Genomic DNA, 22,845 nt, shown 5'->3' with positions numbered 1-22,845 from the left:
GCGGGAGAAGGTGGCGCGCAGCGCTGGATGAGGGGTCCGCATCGCTTTCGCGATGCGCGATCCGAGCGCAGCGAGGAGCGGCCCTTGCGGAGGAGAGAACCCCTCATCCGCCCTTCGGGCACCTCCTCCCGCAAGGGGAGAAGGCGATCACCGCCATCGCTTAAGATATATCTTGAGAGCTATCTTGCATGACTCGTGGTCTCAACCTATCTTCCGGCTATGATAAGATATATCTGGAGATACACTCATGCATGATCATCACCATCGGTGGGACAAGAGCTGGATGCGCATGGAGGCCATGGCGCGTCGCGGGTTCCGGGATTTCGGCTTCAACAAGGGCGGCGACTGGGGCGGCTTTGGCGGCAATTTCCGCATCGGGCGGATGCTGGCCTCGGGTGACCTGCGGCTCGTTGCGCTGTTCCTGATCGAACAGCAGCCGCGCCACGGCTATGACCTGATCAAGGCGGTAGAGGAGAAATCCGGCGGGTTCTATTCGCCGAGCCCCGGCATCGTCTACCCGGCGCTGACTTTCCTTGAGGAAGCGGGCTATGTGACCTCGGCAATGGAGGGCAACAAGAAGCTCTACACCATCACCGACGAAGGCCGCACGCACCTTGCCGACAACCGCGAGGCGATTGAATCGACGCTCGATTTCCTCGCCAAGGCGGGGGCCCGGATGCGCGAATGGGGCGAGATGTTCAACAACGCCGATCCGTCGAACCCTGATGCCCAGCGGCCGGACCCGACAGGCCCCGACTACCCGTTTACGACCGAGCAGGCGGAAAAGTTCCGCGAGATGGGCCGCGGGGTCTTTGGACGCGGTCGCCACGACGGACCAGGCTGGGGCGCAGGACGTGGCTTTGGCCCCGGCGCGCCCAATTCGCCGCCACGGCCCGAGGCGCCTGATCGCGACATGTCCGACGTGCCGCCGGAAGTGCACGACGCCCGCAAGGCGTTGAAGAAGGCGATCAAGCAGGCGGTGCAGCGTGGCGAAGCCGAACAGCGTCGCGTCGCCGATATTCTACGACGTGCCGCAGAAGAGATCCGCGGGCCGGCGGAGGACGATATCGACCTCTGACGCCTGCCGATTGACAGCGCTCCCGCCCGCTTCGATGCTAGGTCGTTGCGTGCGGGAGTTTTGTTATGAGCAATTGGTCGAAGCGGGATCTGGAACTTGGGATGGACCGGGCGATCAGTCGCCGGGACTTTCTCAACGGCGTGGCCCTGAGCGTCGGCGGCATGGCGGCAGCCAGCATCGGGATTGGAGCGCCAACCGCAGAGGCCTCAGTCACGGCGCCCTATCCTCCGGCCCTCACTGGGTTGCGCGGGCACTCCGAAGGCGCGATGACCGTCGGACATGCCCTGCGTGACGGCACGTTCTGGAAGACCGCAGGGACGCCGGAAGTAAGCGGCGAAGGCTACGACCTGGTGGTGGTGGGTGGTGGCATTTCGGGGCTGGCGGCAGCCGCGCTCTTCCAAAAGCACCAGGGCGGCAAGGTGCTGATCCTCGAAAACAACGACGACTTTGGGGGGCACGCGCGCCGCAACGAGTTTGTGACGGCGAGTGGTCGCACCGTGATTGGCTATGGCGGAAGCCAGTCGCTGCAGAGCCCGAGCTATTTCTCCGAGGCCGTGAACACGCTGCTCGCCGATATCGGTATTGAGCTCAAGCGCTTCGAGGAATTCTACGACAGTGACTGGGAAGAAGCGCACGGGCTGGGCTCGGCGGTGTTCTTTTCAAAGGAGAACTTTGGCGCCGATACTTTTGTGGTTGAGACTGAGGCTGCCGCCGATTGGGTGGCGCGCACACCGCTCAACGACAAGGCCAAGGCCCAGCTGATCGAACTGATCGATGCCCCACCCGACTATCTGGCGGGCAAGAGCCTCGCCGAAAAGTTCGACATCCTGTCAAAGACCACCTATGCCGATTTCCTGACCAAGACCTGTGGCTATGACACGGAGCTGGTGACCTATTTCCAGAACTCGACGCATGAGTATTTCGGCATGGGGATCGATGGCACCACGGCGCTCGACGCGTGGGGCAACGGCAATCCGGGTTTTGATGGCATGGCGCTGGGGGAGCACCCCTACAAGACCATGAGCCCCTCGGGCCGGCTCGTTCTCACCGACCCCGACGACTACATCTACCATTTCCCTGACGGCAATGCGGGTGTCGCCCGGGCGCTGGTGCGGAAGCTCATTCCGGATGCGCTGCCGGGCAGCACGATGGAAGACCTGGTCAACGCCCGGCTCGACTATGAAAAGCTCGATGCGGCAGCGGGCACGACGCGGCTGCGGCTCAATGCCAGCGTGGTCAAGGTCAAGCACGATGGCGACCCGGCGACGGCCGACAGCGTCACCGTCACCTATATCGAAGGCAGCGCGCTGAAGACCGTGACGGCAAAACAGGTGGTGCTCGCCTGCTGGCACCGGGTGATCCCCTATCTCACCGATGAGCTGCCGGACGCCCAGCGCGAAGCGCTGAACGACCAGGTAAAGATCCCGCTGATCTACACCAACGTGCTGCTGAAGAACTGGCAGGCCTTCGCGGAGCTCGGGATTTCGGGCTTTGAAATGCCCAAGAGCTTCTGGCTCGGCGCTTCGATCGATTTCCCCGTCAGCGTTGGAGACTACAAGTTCGGCGCTGACCCAAGCGAGCCGGTGCTGCTGCACGTGGCCAAGATCGTCGTCACCGGCGAGGCGGGCGTTTCGGCCCGCGACCAGGCCACGGCGGGACGCTACCAGCTGGCGGAAATGAGCTTCGAGACGATGGAGCGCGAGGTGCGCGACATGCTGAGCCGGGCGCTGGCCGGCACCAGCTTCAATGCCGCGACCGATATCGAGGCGATTACCTGCAACCGCTGGAGCCACGGCTATTCGCTCGAATATATGCGGCCATGGGACCAGTACTGGCCGGATGGGACCTTGCCGGTCGAGGCCTCGCGCAAGGGCTGGGGCCGCATCGCCATCGCCAATGCCGATGCGGGCGCCTACGCCTATGCGCACTCGGCGATCGATCAGGCGGCACGCGCTGTGGATGAGCTGCTGGGTGGCGACAAGATCACCGGCTTTGCCAAATTCCCCGGCCCGCCCGAGGACAAGCTCGACCTCGTGCGATAGCGACCAAAGCGCGACTCCCTATCGGGGCCAAATCGCACTAACATGTTTGTCGCGACGATAGGGTGGAGTGTGACGTGAACGAGATGGCGCCCCTTGGGGTGGACAAGGCCGCGGCGGGCGCCGGGGTGGCGGCAAGGCTGAAGGACGTGATCCGCAAAGACCGGATCATGACCGATGCGGTGATGACCTACGCCTATTCGGGCGATGCCAGCTCCTATCGCCTCGTACCCGCCGTGGTGGTGATCGTCAACACCGAGGACGAAGTCCGTGCCGTGATCGACGCCGCGCGTGCCGAGCGGCTGCCACTGACCTTCCGCGCCGCCGGCACTTCGCTCAGCGGCCAGGCCATCACCGATGGCGTCCTCGCCGTCTTGGGCGATGGCTGGAGGAAGGTGGCGATCGAAGCGGGTGGCGAGCGGGTGACGCTGGGGCCGGCCAATATCGTCGCCAACGTCAACAAGCTCCTAAAACCCTATAACAAGAAGCTCGGGCCGGACCCCGCGAGCCAGGCCACCTGCAAGATCGGCGGCGTGGTCAACAACAACTCGTCGGGCATGTGCTGCGGCGTGGCCTACAACACCTACCACACCATGGCGCGGCTGCGCGTCATGCTGGTCGATGGCACGGTGCTCGATTCGGGCGATGCGGCATCGGTCGCCGCCTTCCGCGCCTCGCACGCCCATCTGCTCGACGGGCTGCACCGGCTGCACCACGAGGTGATGGCGGATGCTGAACTGGTGGCGCTGATCCGGAAGAAGTACCGGATCAAGAACACCGTCGGCTATTCGATCAACGCGCTGGTCGATTTCCACGACCCCATCGATATCCTGATCCACCTGATCGTCGGCTCTGAGGGAACGCTCGGGTTCGTCTCCGAGGTGACCTACAACACCATCGACGAGCATCCGTTCAAGGTGACGGGGCTGATCCCTTTCCCCGACCCCCATTCCTGCGCCCGGGCGATCTCGAAGCTCGCCAATGGCGGGGTGCAGACGACGACCGGTGTGACCGCTGCCGAGTATATCGAGCGGCGTGCGCTGGCGACCGTGGAACACCTTCCCGCGATCCAGCCCTATGTGAAATTTTTCACCGAGACCTCGCCGGTGATCCTGATCGACGTTACGGCGCCGGACCAGGCAACGCTCGAGGCCGAGACCGCCAAGGCGACGGCGATCCTTGCGAGCGAAGGCGCCACCGACATCAGCTTTTCGCCCGACGAGGCGATTTCCCACGGCCTTTGGGACGTGCGGAAGGGGTTCTTCGCCACAGGTGGCGCGGCGCGGCCCAAGGGCACCTCGATGCTGACCGAGGACGTGGCGGCGCCGATCGACCGGCTGGCCGACTTCGTCATCGATATGCGCAAGTTGCTTGATGACTTCGGCTACGAGGACGCGATCATCTTTGGCCATGCGCTGGCTGGAAACCTGCATTTCCAGATGAGCGACAATTTCATGGACCCCGAGGCGGCGGGAAAGTTCGACCGCTTTTCGAAGGCGCTGAGTGACTTTGTCTCGGTCCGCTACGGCGGCTCGCTGAAGGCCGAGCACGGCACCGGCCGCGCCATTGCGCCGTTCGTCGAAGCGGAGTGGGGCACCAAGGCTTACCTGCTGATGCACGAGATCAAGCGCCTGTTCGACCCAGAGGGGCTGCTGAACCCCGGCGTGCTGCTGAACCCCGACCCCGATATCCACGTCAAGAACCTGAAGCTGATGCCGCTGGCCGATGAGATCGTCGACCTCTGCATCGAATGCGGCTTCTGCGAGCCGGCCTGCCCCAGCCACCACATGACTCTGTCGCCACGCCAGCGCATCGTGGTGACGCGCGAGCGGGCGCGGCTGCGCCAGACCGGCGAAGACCCGGTGCGGCTGAAGGCGCTCGACGATGGCTTCCAGTATGCCGGGCTCGACACCTGCGCCGCCTGCAACCTCTGCTCGCTCCGCTGCCCGGTAGGCATCGAAACCGGCACCATGGTGATCGGCGAACGTGGCCGGCGGCGTTCCGATGCGGACCGGAACACCGCCCACTGGGTGGGCGGACACACTGGCGCCGTAGAGGCGGGGATGAAGTTCGGCCTCGGGCTGCAATCGGTGTCGCGCAGCATTGTTGGCGACGCGGTGGTCGATGGCGTGGCAGGGGTTCTCCACGCGCTGGCGCCCAAGAAGGTGCCACGTGTATCACGCGCGCTCCGCCCCGGACCCGGGGCACCTAAGGCCGCGCCGGCCAATCCGGCGGCGCCGCTGGGGAAGGTCGTCTACTTCCCCTCCTGCGCGACGCGCATGTTTGGTGCCCCGACGCGCGAGAACGGGCTTTTGCCGACCACCGAAGCAATGCTGGAGCTGATGCGGCGGGCCGGGTTCGACCCGGTGGTGCCCGAGCACCTTGAGGGCCAGTGCTGCGGGCAGCCGTTCACCTCCAAGGGTTTCCCCGAGGAGGCTGAGCGCGTGGGCAAGCCGACTCGTGATGGGCTGGATGCCCTGGCCGGCGGCAAGCTGATGGTGGTGACCGATGCTTCAACCTGCGCCAAGCACCTGCGCGAGCATCCCGGAGAGAGCCCGGTGCTCGATTCGGCCGAGTTCATCCTGCGCGAAATCCTGCCGCGGCTGACCATCACCAAGCCGGTGCCGGTGATCGCTGTGCATCACAACTGCTCGGCCCAGCGGCTGAAAGAACAGGGCGCCATCGAAGCGCTGGCGGCGGCGATGGCAGAGAAGGTGGTGGTACTCGATGCCATCACCTGCTGCGGCTATGCGGGCGACAAGGGGCTTTATGTGCCCGAGCTCAACGCCCACGCGACGCGGTTCGGCAAGGCGCAGATTCCGGCGGACTGCCAGATCGGCATTTCCACCGTGTCGACCTGCGCAACCGGATTGAGCGAGCGCATGGGTATTCCGTTCGTGTCGATCGCCAGCCTTCTCGAGCAGGTGAGCCAGCCGCTCGCCTGAGGCGGCGGCCGCGCTTGCAGGTATCCATTGTCACCAAAGGCTGCTAGAGCGCGAAGATGACCGAAATCCTCATCACCGCCCTGGGCCAGCATGGCGACGGCATTGGCGACAGCGCCGGCACCAAGGTTTTTGTGCCGTTCACGCTGCCCGGCGAACGCGTTGAAGCAGAAATCGACGGCGAGCGCGGGACGCTCGTCGAGGTGCTGTCGCCCAGCGCCGACCGCATCGAGCCGTTCTGCCCGCATTTCGGCATCTGCGGCGGCTGCACGCTGCAGCATGCCGGCCCTGCACCGTACACTGCGTTCAAGGAGGCGCTGGTCGAGTCGGCGCTCGAGCACGCCAATGTCGAAACCGCGCTGACGCCGCTGCTCGATGGGCGCGGCACCGGACGGCGGCGGACGACTTTGCATGTGCGGAAGAACGCCACCGGCTATAATCGGGCCAAGAGCCACGACGTGCTCGATATCGAGATCTGCCCGATCCTCGTGCCGAGCCTCCAGAAGGCGGCGCCGCGCGTGGCGCGGGCGCTCTATCCGCTTGCCGGTGATTGCGACGTCTCGATCACCGCAACCGACACCGGGCTCGATGTCGCAGTTAAGTCGGAGCGGAAGCTGAAGCCCTCGGCGCTGGCTGACTATGCGACGACGCACAAGCTGGCGCGGCTGACCTTCAATGGCGAGGCGGTCTATATGACAAGGGCACCGGCGATACGTATGGCGAAGTCACTGGTCGAAATCCCGCCCGCGAGCTTTCTGCAGGCAACGATGGTGGCCGAAGAAACGCTGGCGCGGCTCGTGCTTGAAGGCATTGGCGCTGCGAAATCGGTCGCCGACCTGTTCTGCGGCGTCGGCCCGTTTGCGCTCCGCATGGCGGCGCAGGCCCGCGTCTATGCGGCCGACAGCGACCGGCCGGCGGTGGACGCGCTGAAAAAGGCGTTCAACCATACCCAGGGGCTGAAGCCGCTGACCGCGCAGGTGCGTGACCTGTTCCGCGACCCGCTGGCGCCGATCGAACTCGACCCCTACGACGCCGTGGTGTTCGATCCGCCGCGCGCCGGCGCCGAAGGGCAGGCGCGGGAACTGGCACGCTCACGGGTCAAGACCGTGGTGGCCGTCTCCTGCGAGCCCAAGACCTTTGCCCGCGATGCGGCGATCCTGATCGATGGCGGCTACAGCCTCAGGCGCGTCACGCCGGTGGACCAGTTCGCCTGGTCGACGCATGTGGAAGTGGTGGGAGTGTTCCGCAGGTGATGCGTGACGAACGTCCCCTCACCCTGACCCTCTCCCCAGAGGGGAGAGGGGACGGAAAGGCCGGTGGGTCATGACCTTTCGTCCCCGCATGACGCACGCCAACCTCGGGCCCGACTTCTACGATGCCGTACGGGCGGCAGATTTCCCTGAACACGTCCTCCGCTACCGCAATCAGCGCGCGGCCGCTTCGGTGGGGCTGGATGGGCTGAGCGACGCGGAATGGATTGCGCATTTCGGGCGCTTCGAACCGCTGCCGGGGAGCTTCCCGCAACCGCTGGCGCTCCGCTATCACGGCCACCAGTTCCAGACCTACAATCCCGACCTCGGTGATGGGCGCGGGTTCCTGTTTGCGCAGCTCGACGATCTGAACGATGGCCGGCTGATGGACCTTGGCACCAAGGGCTCGGGCCGTACGCCCTGGTCGCGGGGAGGGGACGGCAAGCTGACCCTGAAGGGCGGTGTGCGCGAGGTGCTGGCGACGTCGATGCTCGAGGCGCTGGGGGTGAATACCTCAAAGAGCCTCAGCCTCGTTGAAACCGGCGAGGAACTGGTGCGTGGCGATGAACCGTCGCCGACGCGATCATCGGTGCTGGTGCGGCTGAGCCATGGGCATGTGCGAATCGGCAGTTTCCAGCGGCTGAGCTATCTCGGTGAGGACGCCAACCTCTCCCGCCTGCTCGACCATTCGGTGAAGACCTACTACCCGGCGTTGTGGCAGGAGGGCGACAACGGACGGGCGGCGCACTTCCTCGGTGCCGTCACCGAGGCGGTAGCGGAGACCGGCGCACGCTGGATCGCCGCCGGCTTCGTCCATGGCGTGCTCAATACCGACAATATCAACATCACCGGCGAGAGCTTTGACTATGGGCCATGGCGCTTCGTGCCGACCTACGATCCCGCCTTCACTGCCGCCTATTTCGACGAGTACGGGCTATATGCGTTCAGCCGGCAACCGGAAGCGTTGGTCTGGAACCTGACCAAACTGGCCGAAGCGCTGCTGCCGTTGGGTGAGCACGCGCAGATGGAAGCGGCGCTCAACCGCTATTGGCCGGCCTTCCAGCGTTCGATCTGGGCCGCGGTTCTGGACCGGCTCGGGCTGGCGCCGCTCGGCGAGGAAGCGGATTCCGAGCTGGTGCGCGAAGTGTTCAACTATCTCGGCGAAAGCCAAGCGCCCTACGAGCAGTTCTTTTTCGACTGGCGTGGCGGCGATGCTGGGCGCGCAATGCGGAGCCCCGCCGCATCGCACTATCAAGGCGAGGCGTTCGAGCGGTTGCATGGATTGATGGCGGCGCATTCACGGGCCGCCAACGCCAATCTCGATCACCCGTACTTTGCGCGCGAAATGCCCCGCACCATGCTGATCGATGAGATGGAGGCGATCTGGGCGCCGATTGCCGAGGCCGATGACTGGACGGCGTTCGAGCAGGCGCTCAGCGAGATCGAGGAGATGCGCGAGGCCTATTCGGCGGCTGCGGCGGGCTGAAGCGTAGGGAAATCCTCACGCCGGTCGACGAGCTGATTGTAAAACTTCTTCAAACCCGGCTCAACCTGTGGCGCGAGGGCCAGGCATTCGGCAATGGCCCCGCCGGGATCGCGGCCATCCTGCAGCGCCTTGATCGCTTCGGCATGGGTGGCGCGCAGCAGCTTGAAGGCGCCGGTCTTTTCGAGCTCGGAGTCGCCGACAAGAAGATGGATCGCGACCCGCTCACTCTTGCCTTTCAGCGCAATCGAGCCCGCGTCTAGGAAGGCGAGGTCGCCTGCCGCGTCGCGGGTGGCCGAGGTGACCAGCAGGTCATAGCCCATTTCCTTGCAGGCGCTTTCAACGCGGCTTGCGACGTTGACGGTGTCGCCGAGGGCCGAATAATCGAACCGGGTTTCAAGGCCCATGTTGCCCACCAGCGCTTCGCCAGTGGAAATGCCCACACCGATCACCACTTCGTCGACCCCGACGGAATTGCGCTTGAGCCCGAATGCATCGGCATCGTTGAGGGCGCGCAGGCGCTTGCGCATGCCCAGCGCTGCTTCAGCGGCGAGGCGCGGGTGGTTGGGCACATCGACCGGAGCGTTCCAGAACGCCATGATCGCATCGCCGATGAACTTGTCGATGGTACCCAGCCGGCCGGTGATCTCGGAGCCGAGCGCCCCGAACATGGTGTTGAGCAGCGCGAGGATCTGCGGTGGCGTCAGCTTTTCGCTCAAGGGCGTGAAGCCGCGCACGTCAGAAAACATCACAGAGACCTCACGCATTTCACCACCCAGCGCTAAGGCATCGCGGTTCTTTTCGATCTGCGCCAAGAGCGTCGGATCGACATAATAGCCGAAGGCGCGCCGGATCTGGCGCTTGGCAGCGTCGGTGGTAACGAACCGGAAGAACACCATGGCGCCGAACAGCAGTGTGAGGCCGACCAGCGGAAAGCTGGGATCGACCATGGCGCCCTGCCCGGTGAACATCCACCACGAAAAGCCAAGCGACGCTGCGAGCGACACGGCGCCTGCAGCAAGCCCCGCCAGCGGGCCGAGTTGCAATACCACCAGCACCATCAGCGCGCCCAGCACGAGGAAACCGACGATCTCCAGCCCTTCGACCCAATCAGGCCGGGTGAGATAGGTACTGGAGAGGATTTGCTCTATCGCCTGGGCATGGATGGCCACGCCCGGGACATTGTCGCCAAGAGTGGTGGCGTGAATATCGAGGAGGCCACTTGCCGAGGTGCCGATCAGGACGATCTGGCCGGCAACCTTGTCGGCGAACTGGTGGTAATTGGGGCCGAGGATATCCTTGGCGGAGACGAAGAGATCGGCGCGCGGGCTGCTGTAGTAAAGCCACAGGTTGCCGCTCGAGGTGGTGGGAATGACGAAATCACCCAGCCGCACGCTGTCGACATAGCCGGCGGCGGCGGTGTCACCGAGGACGACGATGGTGCCGATGCCCATCGCGATGCGCAACGCTTCGAGCGACAGGGTGGGATAAATCTCCGTGCCGTCGGTCCATAGCATCGGCAGCTGCCGGATCGCACTGCTGGACTGCGATGTGTTGAGGCTGAGCGCAGCAAACCCATGTGCCGCCTCGCGCAACGGGACGAGAGGCGTCGCAACGCCGGTCAGAAACGGGATCGAATCCTTGGGATCGGGCCCGCTGACGGCAAAGCCGCTCTTGGGCCTGCCGGTGATCGGCTTGCCCGCCGGCGCGCGGGAAAAGCCGAGGATCGACGGGGAATTGGCGAGCGAGGTGGCAAAGATCGCGTCGTAGTCCGGCAGGTTGGCCGGATCGACCCCCGGCAGCGCCGCCGCGATGCGGCTGGGCGACATGCGGTCGGGCTCTGGAAAGAGGGCGTCGAATGCCACCGCGGCGGCACCAAGCTCGGTCAGCCGGTCACTGAGTTCCGCCAGCCGGTCACGCGTCCACGGCCATTGGCCGAGTTCGGCCAGCGAGTCTTCATCGATATCGACCACCCGCACGGGAAAATCACCGTCGGCCCGGGGTTGCAGCCGCTGGTAGAAATCGAAGGCGATCTCGCGCAGCACCTGCACCGGATAGGGATCGGCAATGCGCAGCAGGGTGAGCGCCACCACCAGCAGAAGTCCCAGCAAAGGCGGCAGCAGGCGACGGATCATTGGGTCAGCTTAGCGCGGTTTGACTCGCTCTCGAAAGCCCCCACCCCCACTCTGTCCTGCCGGATCCTGCACGACAGGCGGACCAACCGGGCGATTGAGGCAGAGCCGGGCCTGTTCGAGCCGGAAGGCGCCAAGCAGTTGCGACTGGGTTTCGGCATAGGGGAACATGGCACGCATCGCATCGCGGGCTGCCCGGTCCAGCGCATCGGTATTGCCCATGCTGATCGCCTCGGTGATATCGGTCTTGCCGACTTCGCACACCGCGCCGATCACCACGCACTGTTTTTTGAGATTGCAGAGGTTCACGGCACCATGGATGACCAGCAGCGTCGTGTGGTCATCGTGGACGTTGAAATCGAACGCCGTACCGCGCACCCCGATCGTACCGGTTGGCGTGGTGATCAGATACTTGTCCTTGGGCGCGCCGCCGGTGACGAAGCGAAAGGTCCCGGCCAGGGCGTTGATAGCAAGCTTGCCGACCGAACCGTCGTCGCGCAGCAGATAGTCTTCGATCAGCAGCGCGGAATTGGGACCGACCACCAGTTTGGTCTTGTCCGAGAAGAGAATTTGGACGAGGCCCTTGGCATCAGTGACGACGCGATCGCCGATGAAGACATCGGCTCCGGCCTTCAACACCCGCGTCTCGATTTTGCCGAGCGCCTGGGCGTCCTGATCGACGCCGACCGCTGTGCCGCTGGCTGCAAAAGCGGCGCCATTGGCGAGGAGCCAGCCCAACAACGCCAGAATGACTAGTTTGCGCACGGCCGATTCCCTCCAACCACAGCGATTTTGGCATGCGGCGGGGTCAAGATGGGCCCTACCCATGAACCGCCGCTGAACAACATTGTTCCTACACTGACATAATTCGTAACTCTGTGCTTGCCTCGCAACAATGAGGTTGCCAGCATGGCGCCGGGGAGAGCGGCCGTTTCACATCGCCGCTCAGGAGGCACGTCCCGGATGTTCGGTTTGTTCTTTGTGTTGCTCGTCGGGCTCGAACTCAAGCACTGCGTGGCTGATTACTTCCTGCAGCCCGGCTGGATCATCGCGGGCAAGGGCGACCTTCGCAAACCCGGTGGATACGCGCATGCGGGGATTCATGCCGCAATGACAGGCGTGCTGCTGCTGGTCACCGCCACACCGCTGATGACTGCCCTACTGTTGGTGCTGGCAGAATTTGTCGTCCACTACGCGCTGGACTATTCGAAAATCCAGTATTCCCGGGGCGTCCACGCCGAAACGTCCCCCGGCCGCTTCTGGGCGCTGCACGGCATCGACCAATTCGCCCACCAGCTGACCTATGCGGCGATCATCTGCGTGGCGATGTCGTCGCGCGGGTTCAGCTGATCAGGGGAGTTGCCGGCCCAGATGGGGCCGGCTGAGCGATCGGCTATTTGCGGCGCTTGGCGTGCCGCGCGTCGTCGGGTTTTTCGACCAGTTGCGCCAGGATCTTGTCGACCAGATCGAGATCGTCGCGCTTGCCCTCGGACTGCTGCTGCAGATCGACGAGGTACGACGTGGTGTAATAGAGCCGCCGAGCAAGCAGCGTGGCCACGTAGAGCGCAATCTCCGGCCGGCCGCCGAGAAAGGTGATGGCGTCGTCAATGACGTAGCATTTGACCGCCGAGAGCGCCTTGACCGTGGCACTGGCCGGCATATCGAGCAAAACCGCCATTTCGCCAAAGATCGAGCCTGGCTCGTCGATATAGCTGACCTGGGTATCCTTGCGGAGCACCTCAACCTGGCCTTCGACCAGAACGAACAGCTTACCCTCGTGGCCACCCTCGGTGATCATCACGTGACCAGGCTTGAAAGTGACCGTCTCGCGGCCTTTGCAGTATTCAAGAATATCAGACATCTAGCCCTCACCGGATGCAGCGCCCCATTGTGCGCCATCGCAGTCGCCGCCGTCAAACCCTGCGACCGCTGCTGGCGTAATGGGGTGCCGACTAAAAGGAAAGGGCCGGCGAACCGGCCCTCTCACAATTCGTCGCGACCAGCCCTGTGGGGATGATCAGTGATTGTCGCGCGGCAGACCGCGCTGCTGGGCGATACGCTGGAAATCGGTGGCGCCCTTGAGTACCGCACCCGAGCCCAGCTGATCGACGAGGCCGCGCTGGATCTGCTGCCACGGCGTCTGGTGGTCTGGGTACTTGTACCCGCCAGCAGCCGTGAGCGCGGTACGGCGCTCGGCAATCTCGGCGTCCGAGATCAGCACATCGGCCGAGCCCTTGTTGAGATCGATGCGCACCCTGTCCCCGGTCTTGAGGATCGCGAGATTGCCACCCGCCGCAGCTTCCGGCGAAGCGTTGAGGATCGAGGGCGACCCCGACGTGCCCGACTGCCGGCCGTCACCGATGCAGGCGAGCGAGGTGATGCCCTTGGTGAGGAGGTAGTTTGGCGGCCGCATGTTGACCACTTCAGCCGCACCCGGATAGCCAATCGGGCCAGCTCCGCGCATGAACAGCAGGCAGTGCTCATCGATGTTGAGCGAGGGATCGTCGATGCGCTTGTGATAGTCCTCGGGACCGTCAAAGACGATCGCGCGGCCCTCGAAGGCCTCCGGATCCTTGGGATTGGAGAGATAGCGGGTGCGGAATTCCGGGCTGATGACGCTGGTCTTCATCACCGCGCTATCGAACAGGTTTCCCTTGAGCACGATGAACCCGGCGTTTTCCTTGAGCGGCTTATCGACCGGGAAAATCACCTTGCTGTCCTGCACGGTGGTGTTGGCGCAGTTTTCGCCGATCGACTTGCCGTTGACGGTCGGCGCGTCCTTGCGGATCATCCCGGCCTTCATCAGCTCGTTCACCACCGCCGGCACGCCACCGGCATGGTAGTAATCCTCGCCGAGGTATTCGCCGGCTGGCTGCAGGTTGACCAGCAGCGGCACCTTGTGGCCGTAGGTCTGCCAATCCTCGATGGTCATATCGACGCCGATATGGCGGGCAATGGCCGCGAGGTGGATCGGGGCATTGGTAGAGCCGCCAATGGCCGAGTTGACCACGATGGCGTTGATGAAATTGTCCTTGGTCAGGATGTCTGAGGGCTTGAGGTCCTCATGCACCATGTCGACGATCCGCATGCCGGTGCGCCAGGCCATTTCCTGCCGGTCACGATAGGGCGCAGGAATGGCAGCCGAACCCGGCAGCTGCATGCCAAGCGATTCCGCCATCGAGTTCATGGTGGTGGCAGTGCCCATGGTGTTGCAATAGCCAGTCGAGGGCGCCGAGGAGGCAACCACGTCGATGAATTCCTGGTAGCCGATTTCGCCAGTCGCGAGGAGTTCGCGGGCCTTCCAGACGATGGTACCAGAACCGGTCCGTTCGCCCTTGAACCAGCCATTGAGCATCGGCCCGACTGAAAGCGCGATCGCCGGGATATTGACAGTCGCCGCACCCATCAGCATGGCCGGGGTGGTCTTGTCACAGCCGATGGTCAGCACCACGCCGTCGATCGGATAGCCGTACAGCACTTCGACAAGGCTGAGATAGGCGAGGTTACGGTCGAGCCCGGCAGTCGGGCGCTTGCCGGTTTCCTGGATCGGGTGAACCGGGAACTCCATCGGGATGCCGCCCTGGTCACGGATGCCATCGCGCACGCGCTTGGCCAGTTCCATGTGATGGCGATTGCACGGCGACAGGTCCGAGCCGGTCTGTGCAATCCCGATGATCGGCTTGCCCGACTGCAGTTCCTCGCGGGAAATGCCGTAGTTGAGATAGCGCTCAAGGTAGAGCGCCGTCATATCGGCATTATCCGGATTGTCGAACCAGGCGCGCGACCGCAGTTTGCGCTGACCGCTTTCGCCAGCGCCCTTACCCGAACTCATGATGGTCTCCTCAAAGGCATGCGTTTTCCCGGCCACCCATAGCCCAATCCGCGCGTGCGGGGCAGATATTCCTTCTGCTAATTGGCGCCGAACCGGAAATTCTGATCTCTATCGGAATATCAGCAGGTCCCGCGCCCGGCAAGGACGCGGTGTAAGGGGCGAAGCGATGGCGCGGGCTGAGCAACGTACCTCAGCCCTGGGTGCTCTCCCGAATCTGCAGCGTCACCGGCACCAGCCGCACGGGATCAGCCACCGGTTCTTCGTTCAGGCGCTTGAGCAGCATGCGGCCTGCCTCAAGCCCGAGATCGTAACTTGCCACATGAATCGTGGTCAGCGGCGGCACCAGGTGCGGCGCGAAATCGAGATCGCCAAATCCGGCAATCGCTACCTGCTTTGGCACTTCAATGCCCATCTTCCGCGCACCCAGCAGTGCGCCAGCGGCAAGGACATCAGTGCCGAAGAGGATGGCGTCGCAATTGGGCAGCCTGCTCATGATCTCGGTGAAGGCTGCAATTCCATCCGGAATGTTGCGCGTCCCCTCCATCGGCAAGACCAGCTCGAGCGACACGCCGAACTTGGCGAGCCCTTCGCCAAAGCCCGCAATCCGTTCTGCGCCGCGCTCGGTTGCGTGGCCTGAATAAGCGATGTGTCGAAAGCCGCGCTCCCCGAAATGCTCGCCCATCAGCCGCGCGCCATCGGCGTTGGAAAATCCCACCAGCATATCAATGGGATCGGGCCGATAGCCCCACATCTCCATCACAGGAGTGCCCAGCCGCTGCAGCGCGATGCGGGTTTCCTCGGAGCGGACAACGCCGGTAAACACCACGCCAGCCGGCCGGAATGGAAGCACCGAGTTGACGGCATCAATTTCCAGCAATTCCGAATAGCCGGTTTGCGAGAACATCAGGTGATAAGGGCTGTTCTCGAACGCATCAATCACGCCTTGCATCGAATTGGCGTAGTAGGGGTTGAGCAAACTGGAAACAAACACAGTCACCACCGAGGAGCGACCGGACCTCAGGCTCGACGCAAAGCTGTTGACCACATAGCCGGTCTGGGCCACCGCCTCGGTGACCCGTTGCCGTGTTTCGTCGCGAACCTTGTGAGGATGCGAGAGGGCTCTGGATACTGTGATCGGGGAGACCCCCGCCACACGCGCAACATCTTCAACCCGAACCGGCCGGCTCGGGTTATTGATTAGTTTGGAAATCACTTTCGGTCCCCCGACCCAAGTATTAACCCATATTATCGTCGCGGAATACGGAATTGCCAATAGGCGTTTTGAGCCGCAGCTTCTTCAATCCTGATAACTTCATTCCACTTTGCAGTTCGCTCTGATCGCGCCATTGATCCAACCTTGATCTGGTCGGAGCGGAGACCGACAGCAAGGTGGCTGAGTGTGATGTCTTCGCTCTCCCCGGAGCGGCCGGACTGGATGGCATTCCAGCCTGCTTGCCGGCAGACCTTGTTTGCGGCGATCAATTCAGTAAGCGTGCCGCACTGATTGACCTTCAACAACACTGCATTGCTGGCGCGCTTCGGCACTGCGGCCTCGATCCTTGGAGCATTGGTGGTGAAATAGTCATCGCCGATGATCTGGATGGTGCCGCCCAGACGTCGGGTGATTTCTTCAAAGCCCGAATCGTCGTCTTCGGCCAGGGGATCCTCGAGCGAGACGATGGGATAGGCCGCGACCCAGCGCTGCAGCAGCTCGATCATCGCCAGCGTATCAAGGGTTTTGCCTTCAAGTTGAAGGCGGTAGCCACCCTCGACGAAGAACGAGGTGGCGGCCACATCCAGCGCAATGCCGATATCACGCCCGGGCGCAAAGCCTGCGTCCTCAATGGCGCGGGTGAGATATTCGAGGCCTTCCTCGTTGGCGGAAAAGTCCGGCCAGACTCCGCCCTCGTCGGCGATGCCGTTCAATTTTCCCTTTTGGATCATAGCCTTGGCGGCGGCCATATAGACTTCGGCGATCTGTTCGGTGGCCTCGGCGAACGAGGTGGCACCCAGGGCGAGAACCAGGAAGTCCTGGATATCGATGCGGTTGCCGGCGTGGCGGCCGCCGCCGAAGATCTGGATCATCGGGGCGGGGATGTGATTGTGTGTGGGATCGAGCCCGGCGAGTGTCCTAAGGTGCTGCCACAGCGGGATTTTCTGGTGTGCCGACGCTGCCCAGGCGACGGCCTGCGACGTGGCGACGATGGCGTTGCCGCCGAGCCGGGTCTTTTGCGGCGTGCCGTCGAGAGCGATCAGTGCGGCGTCGATGCCTGCCTGGTCCAGCGCATCAAGTCCTTGGAGGCGTTGTGCAATTTCGCCGTTCACGGCAGCAAGCGCGCCGTTGACGCCGTAGCCGCCGAGGCGAGTGCCGCCGTCGCGACGGTCGAGCGCCTCGCGACTGCCGGTGGAGGCGCCCGAGGGGGCGATAGCGCGGCCAAGGGCACCAGAGTCGAGCAGAGCCTCGACTTCGACGGTGGGCCGGCCACGCGAATCCCAGACCTGGCGGCCATGGACGGAACGTATTTTGACCATGCGGATGAACGCCTTCTGAAGGATTTAGGAACGTAACGCAGCGAACACCCGGCCCAGATCAGCAACCGGCTGGCTGATCAGCGGCAGGGACAGGTCGCGGACCCGCTTCTGGGAGGCTGGCGTGAGGTACTCGACCGGCGACTTGCCATCGACACGCGCCAGCATCAGGCACGGGAGGAGCGCCGCGACATGCCCTTCCATCTCTGGCCGCAAGGCGGCGGGCAAATGACTGAGCCAGGTGACGGCGAAAGCCTCAGCCTGCCCGAGCAGCATCGGCTGCAGCATCGGCAGGTGGATGGACTTCAGCACCAGATGGTTGAGGCAGAAGGCGGCATCGAACGCCGGATCGCCATACCAGGCGCACTCGGCATCCAGCAGCACAGGATGGCCATCGTGGCGGGAGACGAGGATGTTCTTGGGGCTGACATCGCCGTGCACCAGCGCCAGCTTGGTCGAGGCGGTGACCTCGAGCACGCCGATGATCCGGTCAGCGACCTCAGGGTGCCTGGTGGCGGTGAAGCGCAGATAGGGATCGAGGCGCAGCGCGTCGATCAGGTGGTCAGTGGCAAATTCAGCCGCGACTTCCGGATCGTTGAGGGTCGCGGCGTGGATGGCGCCAAGCGCGTGGGCCACGGCTACCGGCACGGCGGGGTCGGCCCGGCCGGCCAAGAGTTCGGTCTTCCAGAGGAGGTAATCGGCGGCCGGCAGATATTCGAGCAGCGCAATCCCATGCGCCTGGTCTTCGCCGATCACCTTCGGCACCGCACCCGGGACAATCTGGCCGGCGCGCCGCAACCAGGCGATCTCGTAGTGGTTGCGCTCAACCGGCGCCTGCCACTCGGTCTTGACCTTGAGCAGCGACAGGGCGCGCTTGGCGCAGAAATCGCGCCCGTCGCTCAGTTGCACCCGCACAATATCTGACGAAACCCCGCCGGTCAGCGGCTCGATGATGAGCGGCCCCGAAACCGCGATTCCGGCGGCAGCGAACATGGGAGGCAGCAGCGTCTCCCAGTTGTCGGCAGTCATTGGTCGTCCCCCCGAGGCTTGAAAACCCCTATTGACTAACATGTTAGCCGATGGGACGGATGGCGACAACTGAGGAGGGCTGGGGCAGATGGGCCGGCTTGAAGGCAAGACGATTTTCATGACCGCTGCAGCGGCGGGCATAGGTGGGGCGACGGCGCTGGCCTTTGCGCGCGAGGGAGCGCGCGTCATTGCGACCGACCGCGACCCGGCGGCGATCGGCGTGCTGGATGGCATGCTCGAAGGCGCGTATCCCGGCGCCGGGCACGAGGCCTATACGCTCGATGTCACCGACCATGAGGGGCTGCGCGCGGCGGCGGCGCGGCACCGGGGCGTGAACGTGCTCTACAATGGCGCGGGCTGGGTGCATCAGGGCACGCTGGAGACGACCACACTCGCCGAATGGCAGCGCAGCTTCGACATCAATGTCACCCCGATGTTCGTTCTGACCCAGGCGTTTCTCCCGGCCTTCATCGCCCAGGGGGGCGCCTCCATCATCAATATTGCCTCGGTGGCGTCCTCGCTGAAGGGCGTGCCCAATCGGGTGAGCTATATGTCGACCAAGGCGGCGGTGATCGGCTTCACCAAGTCGGTGGCGTTCGACTACATGTCCAGGGGCATCCGCTGCAACGCCATCTGCCCCGGCAGCGTCGACTCGCCATCGCTGCATGAACGGGCCCATTCGCTGGGCGAGCATGACGAGGTCTGGAAGACCTTCATTGCCCGCCAGCCGATGGGCCGCATGGCCCAGCCCGACGAGATCGCCCACCTTGCCGTCTACCTCGCCAGCGACGAAAGCGCCTATGCCACAGGCGCCAACTTCATCGCCGATGGCGGGATCACGCTCTGAGGCGTCTTAAGACCGCTGAAAACATCAGGTGGGTTTGGAACTGTCGCGACGGAACGGACTGGTGGCAACCTCGTTGTAGCAGCGTTGTGGCTCCACCAGGTTCGTCCTCTATGTCCGTTGAACTTCCAGCCTTGGCGCGGTTCGCGATTGTAATCGCGGGTGCGGGCGCCATTTGCTTTGTCTCGTCGCAGTTCATGCTCACGAGCCTGAGCAACGCCATCGCGGCAGCGCCGACAGTGCAGCACAACATCCGTCAAACTTACGTCCCACACCTTCCCAAGGTGGAAGCAAACGCCCTCAATATCGCTTCATCGGTCGATGTCCGGCACGAGGCGGCTCCGCCCATAGCTGCGGGATCGGTCCCCGTCGCCAGCAACGGTGACATGTACAGCGTCGCCGTTGAATCGCTACGCGTCCGTTCCGGCCCGTCAAAGACCATGCCGCAGGTGCTCACCATCAAGGGCGGAAGGCTGGTTGAGGTGACCGACAGTATCAAGGGCTGGTTCAAGATCACCGACGAAGACGGAAATAGCGGCTGGGCCTATGGCAGCCTGCTGACCCCCGTCCAGCCTTTCGCCGAACAATAGGCGACATGCAACCTAATCAGGAACTGGCCGTTTTAAGATCAAAGAACATAACCAGAGGCCTGTCATGTCAATCGAGCGCGAAACTATCGTCACACCAGTTGAACGCGAAACAATCGTTACCGAACGCCGCGGTGGCAGCTCTGGAATTCTTCTGGGCATCGCAATTGCATTTGTCGTTCTGCTGCTGATCGGCGGCTACACTGCCTATAATGGCGGCTTCAGTTTCGGCGGCAAATCCGTCACGCTTGATATTCCCAAGGTTACCGTCACGCAGTGACAGACTGACGGATCTGATTAAGGGCGCCTGATCATATGACCAGGCGCCCTTCTCTATAATTGGCTCTGCTGCCGGGCTCACGGCACCATGACGACCTTGCCGAACACGCCGCGGGCTTCAGCAAATTCCAGCGCGGCACGGGCGTCCCGCAGTTGGAACGTCGCAGCGATCACGGGCTTGATGGCGCCCGACGACATGCGCGCAAGCACCTTGCCGAGATCCTCGCGCCGCCGGCTCTTCGAAGCGGCCGGGCCGACGATCATGCCTTCCCAGAAATCGTAGAACACGGCGTGCTTGCCATTGGGGAGCGCGCTCCACAGCGCCAGTTGCGACAGAAATCCGACAAAGGTCGGCAGCAGCGCTGTGGTCTTGTCGAGATCGGCTGCAATACCGTAGGCGACCAGCGTGCCGCCCTGATCGAGCAAATCGAAGCTCGCCTTGGCGCTTTTAGGCCCGAGATGGTCGAACACCGCATCGACGCCACTCGGGGAGAGCTCGCGGACCCGCGCCGAGAGGTTTGGATCGGCGTAGTCGAGCGGCTCCACCCCAAGCGCCCGCAGCGCCTCATGGTGCCGCGGGGACGCGGTGCCGATGACCCGGATGCCATCACTGACGGCCAGTTGCGCAAGGACGGTGGCAACGCCGCTGCTCGCCCCCAGCACCAGGATGGTCTGCCCCGGCTTGGCCTTCGCCTTGTTGTAAAGCATTTGCCAGGCGGTAACGCCGTTGACGACGACCGTTTCGGCATTGGCCGGCTCGAGACCGGCAGGAACGGCGACCACTTCGTCGGCGGGAACCAGCAGGTGCGTCGCCCAGCCACCGGTCTTGATGGCGGCGGCGACGCGCTGGCCCAAGAGCGCCACATCGACGCCCGGCCCTACCGCGAGCACCGTGCCGACGACGTCATAGCCGGGAACGAACGGGAATTTCGGCTGGCCCGGATAGCGCCCGCGCCGCATCGACTTTTCGGCGAACGAAACGCCCGTCGCCTCCATCTGCAGCAGCACCTGGTGTGCTGCGGGAGTGGGCAGCGCCGCCTGGCGGAGCTGCAACCCTGACGGGGCAACGATGCCGGGCAGGACGACTTCGAGGGTTTGATTTTTAACGGGAGAGAAGCTGGAGATGTTCATGGGATGGCCTTTCTGGGGACAATGTTGAGTGAGTAATCACTCACTATCGGGACGATGTTGAGGGGAGGTGGTGCTGTAAAACACGGAGCAAGAGGTATTGGCTTTGGCCGATGTCATTCCGCGGTCGTTCGCGGCAGTCGGGTCTGGGGTGGTCTTGGTCCGCGCTCGTCTGCGGTAGTGGGGTGAAACCTAGAGGTGCCGGATGCCGGCGGTGAGCAGTTTGGACCAGGCGGAACTATCGGCATCGAGATTGGTAACGACGATGAGGTGACAGAGCTGGCCATAAGCCATGAAGCGCTGCACGGCCTCGTCAGGCGCGCCGGAGCGCGCTTTGGCGAAGGTGGTGAGAATGCGGAGGCCGTTGCGTAGCGCCGTCCCGATTTCCGGAACCGATGCTGCCGACTGGGCATGGACCTGCAGCATCAGCAGCGCCCGGTCGACAATGAGTTCGGCATAGGCCTGGCCCATGTCGTAGAGGATGGCTTCCGGCGTCTGGCCGCGGCTCTCCGCCGCCCCACGCTCAAGCGACGCCAGCACCTGCTCAAAGCAGGCTTCCAGCGCGGTGACGAACAGCAATTCCTTGCTGGGATAGAGCTTGAAGACATAGGCCGGGGAAATCCCGGCATGTTCAGCGACCGCCGCCACCGAGGTGCCGAGATAGCCGCTTTGGGCAAACACCGCGATGGCGCTGGCGATAACGGTTTCCCGCCGGGCGTCTGCAGTGGAGAGTTTGAGTGCTGTGTTGTTCATGTGAGTGACTATACACTCACTCTTTGCGGTGTCAAGCGGGAGGATGATTGATTCAGTGCTGCCCAGTCGTGGCAGGGCAATCACAAGTGGCCAAGGCACCTGGAAGACAAGTCGATAGCGCCGACACCTCTCCCTGCGGGCGGGCTATCGCATATTGCCCACAGGCCTTCTTCCGTAGCGGCCGCTGTCACCGGACTGGAGGTCGGTAGCGTCGGGACGCGCAGTCGTCTTCCTTCCCCGTTGCGGGACTTCGAGACGCCTGGAAATTGCTCGGGTAGAGCAATTTCAGTCGAGAAGGCCACGGCAGTGGCGACCAGCGGGCAAGAAGACCCTGCTTCACAAATTGTCCACCGGCTCCGCGCACCCCACCCCATCCCTCCCCGTCAAGGGGAGGGTGTACGAAGAGCCGGGTGAAGGGGCCTTGTTTTCGAATGCGATGGCCCCGCGCGTCGTGCGGAACTGCAGGCAGCATCCCACTCAGAGAAAACGCGCATGTGCCGCGACAGGATTCCGCTTTCGCGTTCGGGGCGGAGTTTGTATTGGAGGCGCATCAACGCCCCTTCGCAATCGAGGATACATCATGACCATCACCCGCCTGCAGCCCGGCAAGCGCATGAGCCAGGCCGTCAAGCACGGCAATACCGTTTACCTCGCCGGTCAGGTGGCGACGGACTATAACGGCAGCATCGAAAAGCAGACCGCCGAAGTGCTGGCTGCCATCGACAAGCTGCTGGCGGAAGCCGGTACCAGCAAATCCAAGGTGCTGACCTGCCAGGTGATCCTCAACAACATCGCCGACTTTGCCGCGATGAACACCGTTTATGACGCCTGGATCGACCCGGCCAACCCTCCGGCCCGCGCCGCCATCGAGGCGCGCCTCGCGCACCCGGCCCTGAAGGTCGAGATCATCGCGGTCGCCGCGCTCGACTGACGCGGTTTC

At 63.6% G+C, this 22,845-nt stretch carries 19 protein-coding genes; 10 read left to right on the top strand and 9 right to left on the bottom strand.

Features of this window, described 5'->3' with window-relative positions; all coding sequences use genetic code 11:
• Positions 1 to 247 precede the first annotated feature (247 nt).
• The 5 genes from ACO06J_RS16825 (at position 248) to ACO06J_RS16805 (ending at position 8,795) form a co-directional block, all read left to right on the top strand.
• Entirely contained in the window at positions 248 to 1,078 is an 831-nt protein-coding gene (locus ACO06J_RS16825) for a PadR family transcriptional regulator (protein ID WP_421761869.1), read from the top strand.
• 65 nt (positions 1,079 to 1,143) lie between these two features.
• The gene (locus ACO06J_RS16820) at positions 1,144 to 3,120 is read left to right on the top strand and encodes an NAD(P)-binding protein (protein ID WP_421761868.1); all 1,977 of its coding nucleotides are present in this window, start codon (positions 1,144 to 1,146) and stop codon (positions 3,118 to 3,120) included.
• An 83-nt stretch (positions 3,121 to 3,203) separates the two neighbouring features.
• Entirely contained in the window at positions 3,204 to 6,062 is a 2,859-nt protein-coding gene (locus ACO06J_RS16815) for an FAD-binding and (Fe-S)-binding domain-containing protein (RefSeq protein WP_421762532.1), read from the top strand.
• 56 nt (positions 6,063 to 6,118) lie between these two features.
• Positions 6,119 to 7,312, top strand: coding sequence for a class I SAM-dependent RNA methyltransferase (locus ACO06J_RS16810; RefSeq protein ID WP_421761867.1), 1,194 nt, complete (start codon positions 6,119 to 6,121; stop codon positions 7,310 to 7,312).
• Between the two features lie 70 nt (positions 7,313 to 7,382).
• The gene (locus tag ACO06J_RS16805) at positions 7,383 to 8,795 is read left to right on the top strand and encodes a protein adenylyltransferase SelO (RefSeq protein ID WP_421761866.1); all 1,413 of its coding nucleotides are present in this window, start codon (positions 7,383 to 7,385) and stop codon (positions 8,793 to 8,795) included.
• Here the strand turns inward: ACO06J_RS16805 and ACO06J_RS16800 are convergent.
• Together ACO06J_RS16800 and ACO06J_RS16795 are read right to left on the bottom strand one after the other, a co-directional pair.
• Positions 8,771 to 10,927, bottom strand: a complete 2,157-nt coding sequence (locus ACO06J_RS16800; RefSeq protein WP_421761865.1) for a CHASE2 domain-containing protein — start codon at positions 10,925 to 10,927, stop codon at positions 8,771 to 8,773. The two genes, ACO06J_RS16805 and ACO06J_RS16800, sit on opposite strands and share 25 nt — an antisense overlap.
• 9 nt (positions 10,928 to 10,936) lie before the next feature.
• Positions 10,937 to 11,689, bottom strand: coding sequence for a FecR family protein (locus tag ACO06J_RS16795; RefSeq protein WP_421761864.1), 753 nt, complete (start codon positions 11,687 to 11,689; stop codon positions 10,937 to 10,939).
• A 198-nt stretch (positions 11,690 to 11,887) separates the two neighbouring features.
• Here ACO06J_RS16795 and ACO06J_RS16790 point away from each other — a divergent pair, with 198 nt between their 5' ends.
• Positions 11,888 to 12,274 carry a DUF3307 domain-containing protein gene (locus tag ACO06J_RS16790; protein WP_421761863.1) on the top strand — a complete coding sequence of 129 codons (387 nt, stop codon included), beginning with the start codon at positions 11,888 to 11,890 and terminating at the stop codon, positions 12,272 to 12,274.
• Between the two features lie 43 nt (positions 12,275 to 12,317).
• Here the strand turns inward: ACO06J_RS16790 and ACO06J_RS16785 are convergent, their stop codons facing one another.
• From ACO06J_RS16785 to ACO06J_RS16765, 5 genes are all read right to left on the bottom strand, one after another.
• Entirely contained in the window at positions 12,318 to 12,785 is a 468-nt protein-coding gene (locus ACO06J_RS16785) for a Crp/Fnr family transcriptional regulator (RefSeq protein ID WP_421761862.1), read from the bottom strand.
• Positions 12,786 to 12,941: 156 nt separating this feature from the next.
• Positions 12,942 to 14,756, bottom strand: a complete 1,815-nt coding sequence (locus tag ACO06J_RS16780) for an IlvD/Edd family dehydratase (protein ID WP_421761861.1) — start codon at positions 14,754 to 14,756, stop codon at positions 12,942 to 12,944.
• 190 nt (positions 14,757 to 14,946) lie between these two features.
• Positions 14,947 to 15,969 carry a substrate-binding domain-containing protein gene (locus tag ACO06J_RS16775; protein ID WP_421761860.1) on the bottom strand — a complete coding sequence of 341 codons (1,023 nt, stop codon included), beginning with the start codon at positions 15,967 to 15,969 and terminating at the stop codon, positions 14,947 to 14,949.
• A 32-nt stretch (positions 15,970 to 16,001) separates the two neighbouring features.
• Entirely contained in the window at positions 16,002 to 17,288 is a 1,287-nt protein-coding gene (gene eno, locus ACO06J_RS16770; RefSeq protein WP_421761859.1) for a phosphopyruvate hydratase, read from the bottom strand.
• Between the two features lie 24 nt (positions 17,289 to 17,312).
• The gene (locus tag ACO06J_RS16765; RefSeq protein ID WP_421761858.1) at positions 17,313 to 18,314 is read right to left on the bottom strand and encodes a phosphotransferase family protein; all 1,002 of its coding nucleotides are present in this window, start codon (positions 18,312 to 18,314) and stop codon (positions 17,313 to 17,315) included.
• Between the two features lie 88 nt (positions 18,315 to 18,402).
• On the opposite strand from ACO06J_RS16765, the gene ACO06J_RS16760 reads away from it, so the two are divergent.
• From ACO06J_RS16760 to ACO06J_RS16750, 3 genes are all read left to right on the top strand, one after another.
• Positions 18,403 to 19,161 carry an SDR family oxidoreductase gene (locus tag ACO06J_RS16760; RefSeq protein WP_421761857.1) on the top strand — a complete coding sequence of 253 codons (759 nt, stop codon included), beginning with the start codon at positions 18,403 to 18,405 and terminating at the stop codon, positions 19,159 to 19,161.
• A 110-nt stretch (positions 19,162 to 19,271) separates the two neighbouring features.
• On the top strand, positions 19,272 to 19,748 hold the full coding sequence (locus tag ACO06J_RS16755; RefSeq protein WP_421761856.1) for an SH3 domain-containing protein: 477 nt from the start codon (positions 19,272 to 19,274) through the stop codon (positions 19,746 to 19,748).
• Positions 19,749 to 19,812: 64 nt separating this feature from the next.
• Entirely contained in the window at positions 19,813 to 20,025 is a 213-nt protein-coding gene (locus ACO06J_RS16750) for a hypothetical protein (RefSeq protein ID WP_421761855.1), read from the top strand.
• A gap of 77 nt (positions 20,026 to 20,102) precedes the next feature.
• On the opposite strand, the gene ACO06J_RS16745 is transcribed toward ACO06J_RS16750, so the two are convergent.
• Positions 20,103 to 21,155, bottom strand: a complete 1,053-nt coding sequence (locus ACO06J_RS16745) for a zinc-binding dehydrogenase (RefSeq protein ID WP_421761854.1) — start codon at positions 21,153 to 21,155, stop codon at positions 20,103 to 20,105.
• 189 nt (positions 21,156 to 21,344) lie between these two features.
• Positions 21,345 to 21,905 (bottom strand): TetR/AcrR family transcriptional regulator, encoded by a 561-nt coding sequence (locus tag ACO06J_RS16740; protein WP_421761853.1) that lies wholly within the window; start codon positions 21,903 to 21,905, stop codon positions 21,345 to 21,347.
• A 580-nt stretch (positions 21,906 to 22,485) separates the two neighbouring features.
• On the opposite strand from ACO06J_RS16740, the gene ACO06J_RS16735 reads away from it, so the two are divergent.
• The gene (locus ACO06J_RS16735; RefSeq protein ID WP_421761852.1) at positions 22,486 to 22,836 is read left to right on the top strand and encodes a RidA family protein; all 351 of its coding nucleotides are present in this window, start codon (positions 22,486 to 22,488) and stop codon (positions 22,834 to 22,836) included.
• Positions 22,837 to 22,845 lie beyond the last annotated feature (9 nt).

It is taken from the genome of Devosia sp. (assembly GCF_965229025.1).
GTDB lineage: Bacteria > Pseudomonadota > Alphaproteobacteria > Rhizobiales > Devosiaceae > Devosia_A.
The sequence above is the reverse complement of the archived record's forward strand: the minus strand, read 5'-3'. Positions and strand labels throughout refer to the sequence as shown.

Excerpts from the sequence above, each read along its gene's own strand:
- eno (WP_421761859.1), bottom strand. The coding sequence starts at position 17,288 with ATGGTCAAAATACGTTCCGTCCATGGCCGCCAGGTCTGGGATTCGCGT.
- ACO06J_RS16780 (WP_421761861.1), bottom strand. The coding sequence starts at position 14,756 with ATGAGTTCGGGTAAGGGCGCTGGCGAAAGCGGTCAGCGCAAACTGCGG.
- ACO06J_RS16810 (WP_421761867.1), top strand. The coding sequence starts at position 6,119 with ATGACCGAAATCCTCATCACCGCCCTGGGCCAGCATGGCGACGGCATT.
- ACO06J_RS16785 (WP_421761862.1), bottom strand. The coding sequence starts at position 12,785 with ATGTCTGATATTCTTGAATACTGCAAAGGCCGCGAGACGGTCACTTTC.
- ACO06J_RS16760 (WP_421761857.1), top strand. The coding sequence starts at position 18,403 with ATGGGCCGGCTTGAAGGCAAGACGATTTTCATGACCGCTGCAGCGGCG.
- ACO06J_RS16815 (WP_421762532.1), top strand. The coding sequence starts at position 3,204 with ATGGCGCCCCTTGGGGTGGACAAGGCCGCGGCGGGCGCCGGGGTGGCG.
- ACO06J_RS16805 (WP_421761866.1), top strand. The coding sequence starts at position 7,383 with ATGACCTTTCGTCCCCGCATGACGCACGCCAACCTCGGGCCCGACTTC.
- ACO06J_RS16735 (WP_421761852.1), top strand. The coding sequence starts at position 22,486 with ATGACCATCACCCGCCTGCAGCCCGGCAAGCGCATGAGCCAGGCCGTC.
- ACO06J_RS16800 (WP_421761865.1), bottom strand. The coding sequence starts at position 10,927 with ATGATCCGTCGCCTGCTGCCGCCTTTGCTGGGACTTCTGCTGGTGGTG.
- ACO06J_RS16825 (WP_421761869.1), top strand. The coding sequence starts at position 248 with ATGCATGATCATCACCATCGGTGGGACAAGAGCTGGATGCGCATGGAG.
- ACO06J_RS16740 (WP_421761853.1), bottom strand. The coding sequence starts at position 21,905 with ATGAACAACACAGCACTCAAACTCTCCACTGCAGACGCCCGGCGGGAA.
- ACO06J_RS16790 (WP_421761863.1), top strand. The coding sequence starts at position 11,888 with ATGTTCGGTTTGTTCTTTGTGTTGCTCGTCGGGCTCGAACTCAAGCAC.
- ACO06J_RS16745 (WP_421761854.1), bottom strand. The coding sequence starts at position 21,155 with ATGAACATCTCCAGCTTCTCTCCCGTTAAAAATCAAACCCTCGAAGTC.
- ACO06J_RS16820 (WP_421761868.1), top strand. The coding sequence starts at position 1,144 with ATGAGCAATTGGTCGAAGCGGGATCTGGAACTTGGGATGGACCGGGCG.
- ACO06J_RS16755 (WP_421761856.1), top strand. The coding sequence starts at position 19,272 with ATGTCCGTTGAACTTCCAGCCTTGGCGCGGTTCGCGATTGTAATCGCG.
- ACO06J_RS16750 (WP_421761855.1), top strand. The coding sequence starts at position 19,813 with ATGTCAATCGAGCGCGAAACTATCGTCACACCAGTTGAACGCGAAACA.
- ACO06J_RS16765 (WP_421761858.1), bottom strand. The coding sequence starts at position 18,314 with ATGACTGCCGACAACTGGGAGACGCTGCTGCCTCCCATGTTCGCTGCC.